Annotated in this window: 6 protein-coding genes; all 6 read right to left on the bottom strand. The window is 34.1% G+C overall.

The genetic code is table 11. The features are described 5' to 3' along the window. Positions 1 to 91: 91 nt before the first annotated feature. Positions 92 to 3,670, bottom strand: a complete 3,579-nt coding sequence (locus FEF17_RS03470) for a M1 family aminopeptidase (RefSeq protein ID WP_139000972.1) — start codon at positions 3,668 to 3,670, stop codon at positions 92 to 94. An 18-nt stretch (positions 3,671 to 3,688) separates the two neighbouring features. After that, positions 3,689 to 4,573, bottom strand: a complete 885-nt coding sequence (locus tag FEF17_RS03475) for an ABC transporter ATP-binding protein (RefSeq protein WP_139000973.1) — start codon at positions 4,571 to 4,573, stop codon at positions 3,689 to 3,691. Positions 4,574 to 4,694: 121 nt separating this feature from the next. After that, positions 4,695 to 6,581 (bottom strand): OmpA family protein, encoded by a 1,887-nt coding sequence (locus FEF17_RS03480; protein WP_139000974.1) that lies wholly within the window; start codon positions 6,579 to 6,581, stop codon positions 4,695 to 4,697. Positions 6,582 to 6,598: 17 nt separating this feature from the next. Continuing rightward, complete coding sequence (locus tag FEF17_RS03485) at positions 6,599 to 7,555, bottom strand: PorP/SprF family type IX secretion system membrane protein (protein ID WP_139000975.1); 957 nt, start codon at positions 7,553 to 7,555, stop codon at positions 6,599 to 6,601. Positions 7,556 to 7,580: 25 nt separating this feature from the next. Then, positions 7,581 to 11,219, bottom strand: a complete 3,639-nt coding sequence (locus FEF17_RS03490) for a gliding motility-associated C-terminal domain-containing protein (RefSeq protein WP_139000976.1) — start codon at positions 11,217 to 11,219, stop codon at positions 7,581 to 7,583. A gap of 241 nt (positions 11,220 to 11,460) precedes the next feature. Beyond that, a complete protein-coding gene (locus tag FEF17_RS03495) occupies positions 11,461 to 13,254 on the bottom strand; it encodes a cytochrome c oxidase subunit I (RefSeq protein ID WP_139000977.1) in 1,794 nt (597 codons plus the stop codon). Between the last annotated feature and the right edge of the window lie 23 nt (positions 13,255 to 13,277).

The raw sequence follows: 13,277 nt of genomic DNA on the forward strand, positions 1-13,277 counted from the left end.
CTTACAAAAAATACTATATGAGCAAATATAAACATACTGAAATAAATTCAGCATAAAAAAAGCCCTTCTGATTTAGAAAGGCTTTTTGTTATTATTCAGATGAAACTGTCTTTATATTATCTTCGTAAACTCGATCTATTAAAAGATGTCTTGGATCTATGGCAGCCTTTCTTGGCAACGAATCGACTTCTATTGTAAAGGTCATATTAGGTTTATTTATTTTCACGCGTTTTTCAAAGAACAATTTTTCTTCATTGGTATCAGAAAACAGACCTATGTCTATCCAGTCGTTTATAGCTACTTTGGTTTCATTTCCAATGGAATCGGCTTTCACTTTATACGATTCTAAATCCATTGTAACTTCATATTTCCCATTGTCTAATTTCTTATAACGTGCTTCTTTTAATCTATTATCATAAAGCGTTATTTCTTTAAACCAATCTTTTATTAAGTAATTCAAAGAATCTGGAACTTGAGGTTCTAAATGTCTCAAGAAATCTAAAGATGTCGGATAAGGTGGCTTCATATATTTATATTCATCAAGAAAATCTCTCATAGCTGTATTTACCTTGTCCTCTCCTATATAATCTTGAAGTGCATATAAAATAACACTTCCTTTTCCGTAATGAATATGTCCTTGATTCTCTACTTTATATAGTGGTAACTCGTTATCTACTTCGGCACTTCTTCCTCTTAAATAACGATCATGGTCATACTTAAGAAACTCTCTCATTTTCATAGGAGTCTTAGATATTTCTTTCATGGTCATTAGTGCGGAATATTCTGAAAAACTTTCACTCATTAAAGTACCTCCTTGCATATTCGCTCCGATAACTTGATGTGCCCACCACTGGTGCGCCATCTCATGTGCTATCACTGCATCAATAACATTGTTACCGTCTTCGTCTTCAAGATTAGTTATAAAACCAAACCCTTCTGAATATGGCATAGTACCAGGAAATGCCTGTGCGAATGTGGCATAACGCGGAAATTCTATTATTCTACATTGTTTGTGATAATAAGGGCCAAAATTCTCAGTGTAATATTTTAATGAACGTTCAACCGCATCTAGCATCATTTCAATATTCTTGGAGTGCTTTTCGTCATAATAAACTTCTATATCTATACCATTCCATTTACGTTTGGCAATTTCATATTTAGCAGAAATAAATGAATAGAAATTTAATGAGGGATGATCTGATTTATATAAATAATAATTCCTCCTATTTTCTTTCCATTGTTTTTTTAAGGAACCTGGAGCAATTGCTATTTGGTCTTCCGAAGTAGAAACAACGGTTTCAACATTTATATAATCGGAAAGCCCATCAGATAGATAATTTGCCATACATTTATCAGAACAATCAGCTTCTAACTCTGGCATTCTATCCTTTGGCTTTAACCCGTATTTTCTTCTGGTATTTTTATCACTAAGTTCTAAACTGGAATTATATCCCAAACTTGGTAATATGTCGAAGTTGTTTAAAAAAGTTCCGTTCTTAATTACGTTGGTGCTTCCCCTTCCGTTTGTAAAACCTTCTGTTATAAACTTTGCATCAACTTCAATTTCTATACTTGCTGCTGGCTGTAATGGATTTTTAAGCTTATAGATAAGATAACCAAACTCCTCATCCTTTAAAACCAGTTTTGAATTAGGGATTTTAATATCCTGCTCCCAAGTTTCACTTATTACAAAATGAAGTGAATCAATTATTGTATTATTCTCATTAGTCAATTGAATTTTAGAATTTACAAATACGTTTCTGTCCTCTGGAAAAATATCTATAAAATACTTAGCATCAGTTACTTTTGGAAGCTTTACATTTTCATATTGCTTATATTTCTTCTCAAAATTAGAAGCGAAAACTTCTTGTTCATCGGATGTTCTATAGGTGTTTAAAACCTGCGTATTATAATACACAACTCCAGCAACAGCAATCCAAGCCACGGTAAAGACAATAATTAATAGTTTATAACCTCTTGAAACTTCTCGCTTAGCAATTATAATTTTTTCTTTTAAAGAACCTAAAACACCTCTATTCCATAACGCCCCTGCAATAAGTAAACAAATAATGGAAAACAAGACCCAATACAAATTAAACCACGTTGCACTCTTGAGTCCTGGACCGAACCCATTCATATCTGAATATTGCAATGAGGGACCAGCCCCTATTTCAACCATATTACTTTGAATATCTAAAATGGCCAAAACAATTTCCCAAATGAAAATGACGGCTATTGACACAAAGTAACCAATGTACTTATTATTAAGTACTACTTGAAACATGATCATAACACCACTCCAAACAATATAAAGTATTAAATTAGAATAAATAAAATCTAGAAAATAAACATCTAATTCAAGTCGTGTGTACCCATTAAGTAACTGGTAAATTATTCCACAAAAAACAAAAAACACATGTAAAATAGTAGTAACTCCAACCAAGGATAAAGCTTTAGCAGACAATGATATAAGTGATTGGTGAGGCGTAGCATCTATTACTTCGTTAATCTTATAGTCTCTATCCCTCCAAATAAGTTCTCCACTAAAAAACACTAAAATAATTACAACAAAAATACCCGAAGCATTATTTATAAGATCGATAATCTTATACGTTAAAGGGTAGGATTGTAAACCAAAATATTCGAAGCCACCTATTAAATTTGAAATAAGAATTATGGCACTAAAAATAAATAATATCTTAAAGGTTACGCTTTTTACAATACTCAAAAAATTAACATAGAAAAAACTTTTAAACTGTAGCCAATTTGTCTTTTTATCATATTGAAAATCTAGTTCTGGTAAAGCAAAAGCCTTATTTACACCTTGTAAATCTTTCTTATCTTCCTTAATTTTTTTATTCTTTTCTTGAAATGAAAAACTGAAATAAGATAAAAGTAGAATGGCAAGTCCAACAAAAACCCAAATAAGCCTATTCCATAAAATTAATCCTTCGAATGTAGGACTAATGGTGTTCTTCTCTATTGGAGTGTAATACTGCGTATGAATACTATATGTTCTGCTCCCAAAAATATCTGTTAGTGCTGCTAAAGTTTCATTATCAACATCCGACATTAAAGTCCCCGAAATAATATAAGCTACAATTATAATTAATGTGCCTGCAAAAGAAATTACAGTGCTTCGCCATTTATTTGCAATAGCATAAATAATAGCCCCAACTAAAAACATATTAGGCAAAACAAAAATTAAATAATTATTTACGAAAGTCTCTAAGTAGAAGCTTCCAAATCGTTCGGCATCTATCCATCCAAAAGCTGGAGCCATTGCTGTTCCAACTAAAACACCAAGATAAACTCCAAGTAATGGGATAGTCGCCAATAACAGAGCACCAAAAAACTTCCCAAAAAAGTAGCCAAACTTACTTAATGGCGTACTGAAAATTATTTCATTAAAATTATTATTAAAATCTCTAAGCGCAGCGTTATTAAAAAAGGCCGTAGCAACTAATAACCCAAAAATAGTCATGATGCTGATGTAGATCGTAATCACATGCGGTGCGTTTTTATAAACGTTTCCTACAGACTCACCTATTCTAACATTATCACTAACTATGGCGAAAAAAACCAATAAACTAAAAACACCCAAGAAGATATAAACCATGGGCTGTTTTAAAGTGTACTTTAATTCTGAAAAAAAGAATGTTTTAAACATGATATAAGTTTGAATAGGTTAAACAAGAACGTTTGATGTATTTATTCTCGAAAAGAATACATCTTCTAAATTTGGTGTTACCAATTCAAAACCGTTTTCTGGATGTGACTCACTCAATACATGAATTAAAGGTTTCCCTCCAGACATTTTATTCGATATAATATCGTAAGTGCTTTGGTAAGTCTTAAGTTCATCACGTTCAACCAATTTTCTATAAACCCTACCATTTAATTCCTCAATAGCTTTTTGAGGTGACCCTTGATAAACAATTTGTCCCAAATTCATAATCGCCATTTTTGTGCATAGCTCTCTAACATCATCAACGATATGCGTAGAAAGTATTACAATAACGTCTTTACCAACATCTGCTAATAAATTATAAAATCTGTTTCTTTCGCTAGGATCTAACCCTGCTGTTGGTTCATCTACAATAATCAATCTCGGTGCGCCAATAAGAGCTTGAGCGATTCCCACTCGTTGTTTCATTCCGCCAGAAAAACTCTTTACACTTTTGTTTCTCTTATCGTATAAATTTACCTTGTCCAGCAAATAATTAACCAACTCTTTTCTTTGAGATTTTTTAACTATCCCTTTTAAAATTGCCATATGGTCTAATAATTGTTTGGCCGTAATTCTGGGATAAACACCAAACTCTTGCGGCAAATAACCTAATACTTTGCGTAATTCTGCTGGTTGGTTTATTACATCGATTTCACCTAAAGTAATAGAACCAGAATCTGCTTCTTGAAGCGTAGCTAAGGTTCGCATTAAAGAAGACTTTCCTGCTCCGTTTGGACCTAAAAGCCCGAAAATTCCGTTTTCAATTTCAATAGATACATTATCTAATGCTTTTACACCGTTTGGATAAGTTTTTGACAAGTTGGTAATAGTTAGTTTATTCATTGAAAGTGTTTTTAGTGGTTCAAACTATAATAAGACGTTTTACGGAAGAATTCGTTACAATTTTCAACAAAAAAAGCCTTTCCAAATAGGAAAGGCTTCTTAATATTTAATTTGATTGTTTTTAATTTAGAATCGTAAACTCACAACGTCTGTTAATTTCGTATTCTTCTTTTGTACAAATTCCTGGTTTCGTGCACTCGTTAAGTGGTTGCATTTCACCGTAGCCAATACTTCTTAGTCTACTTCTATCAATACCTTGACTTACCAAATATTCCAAGGTTGAAGCTGCACGTCTTTTTGACAGCTCTAAGTTATATTGATCTTTACCACGTGCATCTGTATGTGCTGAAACTTCAACTTCCATAGATGGATATTTTTTCATTAAATCTACTAATACGTTCAGCGTAATTGAAGCATCTTCACGAATTTTAGACCTATCAAAATCAAAATAGATTTTATCTAATTCTACTTGCACATCACCTTTTTCGTTTTCCTTAACACGTTCTTCTGCATCTGCAAAAGATTCTAAAGACAAATAAATATTGTGACTTACCTTACCATTGCTATCAGTTGAAAATTCTACATCTTGAGGAATATAGGCTTTTCGAGTACCACGAATTGTGTATTTTTTATTTGGTTCTATTTTAAACAAATAATCAGCTTTTTCTCCAACAATAGAATCTTGGAGCACTCTTCCCGTGTCATCCAAAAGCGTCACTAAAGCATTAGGCAATAATTCTTTGCTGTTTTTATCCTGCACAAGACCCTCAACTAAATATTTAGTTAAGATATTTTCTTCTCTCGACAATCCATACAATCTATCGCGTCCACTTCTATTAGAAGACAAATAACCTTTGTTTTTGCTTTCTTTTATTACATAAGCAAAATCGTCAAGATTGCTATTTATTGAACTGCCAAGGTTTACCGGTTTATCAAAAGAGTTATTTACTTTATTACTTCTAAATACATCCAAACCACCATATCCTTGATGGCCAATTGATGAAAAATATAACACGTCAAAATCACTAATATATGGGAATTGTTCCCGTTGTGATGTGTTGATTTTATCTCCTAAATTTTCAGGTTCTCCAAAGGTTCCATCTTCATTAATAGCCACTTTATAGATATCGAAACTACCCAATGTACCAGGCATATCACTTGCAAAATAAAGTGTCTTTCCATCTTTACTTAAACTAGGATGCTCGGTACTGTATGCATTAGAGTTAAATGGTAATGCTTTTACATTTGTCCATTTATTTTCAACAAATTCAGCTTTAAATATTTTAACATGAGCAATTCTTTCTCCATCTGATTTAATACGTGACTTATTGGTTCTATTAAAATACATAGTCTTACCATCTTTACTAAAAGTAACGTTACTTTCATGCGAATCTGTATTTATTTCATCTGAAAATGGTGTGATATTTTCAATTTTTCCATCACTAGTTAAGGTTGCTTTATATAAATCCAGATACGGCAAATTATTCCAACTGTAAGTTGGGTTTTCATTATTTCTTGCCGAAGCAAAAGCTACTTTATCGTCTCCGTAAAAAGATAATCCAAAATCACTACTTGAATTTGCATTATCTAGGGCAGAAAGCTTAAATACATGGGGTGTTGTTTTTTCATTTAATTCAATAAACGACTCTGTATCAAAATTTTCACCAAAATATTTACTTAGTTGAACATCGGCTTCTTTATAATTTTTCGAACCCATTAAAGCCTGGGCATATCTAAATCGTAAATCAACATCTAAAGAATCTGAATAATTAGTAAATAATTCTTTATAAGTAGTAGCAGCATTACTCATATTTGCATTGTAGTAATAACTATCTGCTAAGTTTTGAAGCACTGTTTTTGATCGGTTTTTTGTTTCATAAATTTCAGCTGCCTCTGCATAAGCTTTCAGCTCGAAAAGTTTATGTGCTCTTTTTAAATTTCCTTTCTGAGCTAGCGTGATTCCACTAACTAATAAAAGGCTTGCAAGTATGTATATGTGTTTTTTCATCTTTATAGTCTTTAATTTTAGAAGAATCTAGGTGAACGATCGTAACCACTTTTGAGACCGAATAAATCGACATCAAACAAAATAAATATTTCGTGAGATCCAGAATTGAAATCTCCTAAGTTAGAGGTTGTAAAATCGTAGGCATAACCAATCCTTAAATCTGGAGCAACTCTAAAATTTACTAAAGCACTTATGGCATCATCTAAACGATAGCCTAAACCAGCTTCAAGTTTTTCATTAATTAAAACGTTTGCTGTTATATCTAATGCTAAAGGGGCTCCACTTACAGCTTTTGCCATAAATGCTGGTTTCAATTTTAAATTTTCATTAATGTCGAAAACATATCCACCTGTTAAAAAATAATGAACACTTTGTACACCGGTTGATTTAATTCCATTCTCCGTTTCAATATGTTTTGTAGTTAACATATTTGGAGCAGACAGACCTAGATAATACCTATCTGTAAAGTAGAATGCTCCAATACCAATATTTGGAAATGTTTTACTGATGTTATCATTAAAGGCTATATCTGTTGATGTATTTCCTGATTGTAATACAAAACCATTAAAATTTGTGTTAAAGAAGGTAAAACCTGCTTTTAGTCCGAAAGATATTTTACCATCTGCTCCTGCAGGTAACACGTATGCAAAATCTGCATATATATTATTCTCTGTAACTACATCTCCTATATTATCATTTGTAAATGAAATACCAGCTTCTATTTTTTGATTGATAGGCGTGTGTGCAAAGAATGTTCCTGTTTTAGGTGCACCTTCTATGCCTACCCATTGTGTTCTATATAATCCACCTAAATTTAGCATCCCTTCGTCTGCGGTTGCATAGGCTGGATTAATCACACTCATATTGTACATATACTGTGTAAACTGCGGGTCTTGTTGCCCAAAGCTCTGTAAAGACACTAAAGCGATACTAAACAAAGCAATTATTTTATGATATATATTTAAATTTTTCATCTTTTCTAAATTTCGCTTTATCTAATTATCTACTTAAGTATAACCTTCCTTGAATAGGTTTCTTGACTCCATCGTTAAAATTGAATACATAAAAGTAAACACCAACTGGCAAATCTCCTTGACCAAAAGTCCCGGATTGATTCGATTTTCCATCAAATCTTGCGGTACTGGCATTACCTTTATACACCAAATTTCCGTAGCGATTATATATTTCCATCACAAAATCAGGAAATAGAACATCTAAATTATCCACATCAAAAGTGTCATTAGTTCCATCACCGTTTGGTGAAAATCCATCAGGTATTACTAATTCTCCACAATCTGATAAATCAGGTATTACCTCCAAACGAATACTGCTTTCGCATCCTGTAATAGGATTAACTAAAGCCGCATAATAGGTCGTATTATTGGATAGTAAATCGGGGTCATTAACAACATTACCTCCTGTAAGGGCATCATACCACACAATATTATTAGATGATGCATCATATTCTACAATATTTAAGTTTAGGTCATTAATTGTTGGACCATCATTAATACAATAGGTTTCAGATGGATCGCTCAAGGATGGTGTTGCCGTATCATTAATACTAACATCTACCTGAACACTTACAGAAGACGGACATCCACTTGTACCAGTTTGTGTAGCAAAATAATCTTCTCCATCAATTAAATTATCTGCTGGATTTAATGTAATTGTTAATGTTGCATCCGTGTACCAAGTAATCATACCTGTAGCAGTTAAATTCATATCTAAATCAGCTACGGTTGGGTTGTCTACTAAACAATATGATGGGTTCGGATTAACAACCGTTGGTGGTGGGCTATCACCTATAGTTGCAGTAATAGTTGCACTTGCTCCACTTGTACAAGGTGCAGTTGGTGCAATAGTATAGGTGTAATCTCCTGCTATATCAACCAAAGGATCAAAAACACCTGTTCCACTAGCTAAAGCTGGAGACCAAGTTCCGCCTGTTTGAGCACCTCCTAAAAAGCCAAATAAATCGGTTGGTCCATCTGCAACACATACAGTAACAGAATTATCTGATCCTGCATTAGCAACCTGAGTAACAGATACTGCAACATTACTACTTACATCGCCACATACATTGGATAATGTATAGGTGTAAGTACCTGAAGCATCTACGGTTGGATCAAAAACACCTGTTCCACTTGTTAAAGCAGGTGACCATGTTCCACCAGTATCTGCACCTCCTAGTAGAGGAAATAAATCTGTAGTCCCACTATCTTCACAAATATTGATTGAGGCCGGTGTTCCCGGATTTAATGATTCTTCAATAGTTATGCTTACGTTAACACTAGCATCAACACATGGAGCCGTAGCCGCAATAAAATAAGTGAAATTATAAGTGCCTGCTGAAAGTATGGTGCCGTCTAAGCTATTACCAGAGACTGCTCCTGTACCATCAGTGTCTTGCCAAACACCTCCAGAATCTTGAGTCCCATCTAAAGTTGAAAATAAATCGATACTGTTATTGTTGTTGCATTCGGTAACGGGCGATCCTACATTTCCAGCCACTGGTGTTTGATTTACTGATGCTGATACTAAAGTCCTAATTGAAGATTCACAACCTGTTGTTGGGTCAGTTTGAGTTGCATAATACATACCACCGTCTGTTAAATCGATAGTTCCAGATATAGGTGTTCCTCCTGTTGCCTGTTCGTACCACTGTATATTTGTTCCAGTAACCGTAATATCTCCAACGGTTCCAGCATCACAAAATGATTGGGTAGGAGAAGCCGTTGGAGGTGGTGGATCGTTTATAATAACAGTAACTGTTACTAAAACGTCATCACACGAACCTACTGCATCTACATCGAATGTGAAATTATAAGTTCCATCACCTAAACCGTCTACTGTAAGAGTGTTACCGGTTAAAGCTGATGAACCATTATCATCATTCCATGTACCTGTTTGATCTTCGCCTTCTAATAAGTCAAATAAATCAACTGTTTGACCTGCTGTTAATTCCGAAGCACAAAATTCAAGTGGTGCATTTGGAGTTCCCGATTCGGGAGCTGGTTCAATAGTAATTGTAATTGGTTCTGTATCTGTACAAGTTCCATTATCAATGGTATAATTAAAAGTATAAGGGCTTCCCGCCACAGTAAAACCTGTAATGTCTAGTGTGTTTGAAATTGTGTTGTTACTTGAGTCTGTCCACGTACCAGAGTTATTGTCTTGAGAACCGTCTAGCGCGTTGAATAAATCGAACGGTGAATTGGCAACAATATCATTTTCACAAAATACCTGATTAATAGCATTACCCGCATTTGGATCTTGAAGTACAGTAACTTGCACGGTAGTAGATTCTTCAACGCATGGACTTGGTAACATATTCTGAGTATATGTAAAGCTGTATGTACCTGGTGTAAGACCAACTAAATTAAATGGTGAAGCCACTGGAGGATCTGCACTAGAAGTACCTTGTGTCCATAGACCATTTGGATCTTCATTATCTAACAAACTAAACAAATCGAATGCACTAGGTAAGTCCGCTTCACAATAACTAGCAGGATTTGCCGATGAAGGTATTCCAGAATTAAGAATCTCAAATAACGTTATAGTTACAGCTGAAACACCATCTGGACAAACACCATTACTTGGCACTGTATAGGTATAAACATTTGTACTTGGCGCTGTTAAAGCTGAAATATTTACAGTACCAATATGTCCATTAGAGGTAGTAGTTGGTCCTGTCCAAGTTCCCGATGTATCAGGCGTTCCTCCTAAAAGAGTAAACAAATCAAAATCTGATGTTGGGATACTATCTTCACAATATTCCAAACTAGTCGGTGTTCCTGGATCTACTGGAATATCAATATTAACTGTTACAGGTATTGGATTACTATCACAAAAGAAGTCATCTACCTGAACGTAATAGGTGTTTCCATTAACCAACGGTGTAGATGGTGATAGAGCAGGTTGTACTGGGTTCCCAAATATGTCTAAATCTACATACCAACTAAAACTCGCCGTTGTTCCTGGATCGAGATTCCCAATAGTTGGACTTGAAGCTGAACATAGTAATTGAGGACTAGCAGGTGTTGGATCTGGTGGAGAATTAAATAATCCAACATTACCAACTTCAATTTGGCTTTCGCATCCTACATTATCAATAAAAACAATATAATAGCTAAATGCTCCAACCACAATGGTATCAGTCGTATTTGCCTCATCTGATAACTCCGAATCATTATAAACTTCAACCGAACCCCCGGAAGGAATAAACGGTTGTAATACATCATTTATATAGGTTTGAATGGTTGCATTTTCATTACTACAATAAAGCCTATCTAAGTTTTGATTGGATGGACTTACGGAAAAAGAAACTGTTAACGATGGTCTCGAAATACAGTTTTCAGAATTATTATCGGCGTAGTAGGTACCCTCTGCCACTAATTCTGTATCAAAATAAGATGTTCCACCTGTAGCGGAATTATACCAAACTATACCATCTCCTCCATCCGTTGCAAAAGCATCTAAATCACCAAAAGTAAGTCCCGAAGCATCACATATTGGTGGTGGATTTGAGTTTGTAATTGTAGGGCATTGAGCAGAAACATACGTGGTAGTCCAAAATAATAACAAAATAAAGGATACTATGTTTAGCAGGTTCCTTAATAAGGGTTTTGCGTTCATGACTGGATTTGGTTTAGAATATTATTATTAATAATCTCTTTAATAAACTGAATCACTCCTAGACTAAATTGTTCTATCTAAAATTCAATATCAGTTTTTACGAACGCAATTTAACTGATTTTTTCGTATTTCATCGTATTATTTTAAGTTTTTTTGTATTTCATCGAAAAAAAATATCGCTTTAACGATAAAAGCTCGCTAATATTAGCGAGCTTTTAACACATATTATGAAATATTCTATTTAATGTTGTAATTCTTCCTCTCCGTCTTTAAGTGGAATATTTTGAGGAACAAAATCTACATCATGTCCCGGTTTACTATAATCGTAAGGCCAACGGTGTACATGAGGAATTTCCCCTTCCCAATTACCATGAATATGTTTGATTGGCGCAGTCCATTCTAAAGTTGTAGATTTCCAAGGGTTTTGTACTGTTTTCTTTCCATAGAAAATACTAGCAAAAAAATTGTATAAATATAATATTTGAACAACCCCCCCTACTAAAGCAAATATGGTAATTATAACATTTACATTAGCTAAGTCATCAAATAATGGGAAATTACTATTTGTATAATAGCGTCTCGGTAAACCTGCCATTCCAATAAAATGCATTGGGAAGAATACCCCATAAGCACAAACAGCTGTTACCCAGAAGTGAATATATCCTAAATTCTTATTAAGCATTCTACCAAACATTTTAGGATACCAGTGATAAATACCAGCAAACATACCATACAAGGCAGATATACCCATTACTAAATGGAAATGCGCTACTACAAAATAAGTATCGTGAACATTAATATCTAATGCAGAATCTCCAAGAATAATACCTGTCAATCCTCCTGTTATGAACGTTGAGACAAATCCAATTGAAAATAGCATAGCCGGATTCATCTGTAAATTACCTTTCCAGAGTGTTGTAATCCAGTTGAATGCCTTGACCGCTGATGGAATTGCAATTAACAAGGTCGTAAAAGTAAATACAGACCCTAAAAATGGGTTCATACCAGATATAAACATATGGTGACCCCAAACAATAGTTGATAAAAATGCAATTGCAAGTATTGAAGCAATCATAGCTCGATAACCAAAAATAGGTTTACGCGAATTGGATGCCATTATTTCTGACACCAGTCCCATTGCTGGTAAAATTACAATATATACTTCTGGGTGACCCAAAAACCAAAACAAGTGTTCAAATAATACAGGTGAACCTCCTTGATAATGTAATACTTCACCTTGAATAAATATATCAGACAGGAAGAATGATGTTCCAAAACTTCTGTCCATGATTAATAATAACGCTGCAGATAATAATACTGGGAATGAAATAACACCTATTACCGCAGTAATAAAAAAACACCATATAGTTAATGGTAGCCTTGTCATAGACATTCCTTTAGTACGCAAGTTTATTACTGTTACTATATAGTTTAGTGAACCTAATAATGATGAAGCAATGAAAATAGCCATAGAGACTAACCATAACGTCATTCCCATACCAGATCCGGCTTGAGCCATTGGCAAAGCACTTAATGGAGGATAAATAGTCCAACCTGCTGCTGCTGGTCCAGCTTCAACAAACAAAGAAATAACCATGATTACACTTGATAAGAAGAATAACCAGTAAGATACCATGTTTAAGAAACCTGATGCCATATCTCGTGCACCAATTTGTAATGGAATTAATAAGTTACTAAATGTACCACTTAACCCTGCAGTTAATACGAAAAATACCATAATAGTACCATGTATGGTAACTAAAGCTAAATAAATATCTGCGTCCATAACACCGTCTGGTGCCCATTTGCCTAATAATGCCTCAAAGATAACATTAGGCTCTTCTGGCCATGCTATTTGCATTCTCATCATCATAGACATTAAAACCCCAATAACGCCCATGATAGTTCCTGTAATTAGGTACTGCTTAGCAATCATTTTATGGTCTTGACTAAATATATATTTAGTCACAAATGTTTCTTTATGATGATGTCCGTGATCGTCGTCGTGAGCGTGGTTATCTGCGTGTGCTGACATAATCTTATATCGTGTTTATCTTT

Source organism: Hyunsoonleella aestuarii (genome assembly GCF_006148925.1).
In the GTDB taxonomy this organism is placed as follows: domain Bacteria; phylum Bacteroidota; class Bacteroidia; order Flavobacteriales; family Flavobacteriaceae; genus Algibacter_D; species Algibacter_D aestuarii.

Coding starts and splice junctions, on each gene's coding strand:
- FEF17_RS03470 (WP_139000972.1), bottom strand. CDS start 3,670: ATGTTTAAAACATTCTTTTTTTCAGAATTAAAGTACACTTTAAAACAG.
- FEF17_RS03475 (WP_139000973.1), bottom strand. CDS start 4,573: ATGAATAAACTAACTATTACCAACTTGTCAAAAACTTATCCAAACGGT.
- FEF17_RS03480 (WP_139000974.1), bottom strand. CDS start 6,581: ATGAAAAAACACATATACATACTTGCAAGCCTTTTATTAGTTAGTGGA.
- FEF17_RS03485 (WP_139000975.1), bottom strand. CDS start 7,555: ATGAAAAATTTAAATATATATCATAAAATAATTGCTTTGTTTAGTATC.
- FEF17_RS03490 (WP_139000976.1), bottom strand. CDS start 11,219: ATGAACGCAAAACCCTTATTAAGGAACCTGCTAAACATAGTATCCTTT.
- FEF17_RS03495 (WP_139000977.1), bottom strand. CDS start 13,254: ATGTCAGCACACGCAGATAACCACGCTCACGACGACGATCACGGACAT.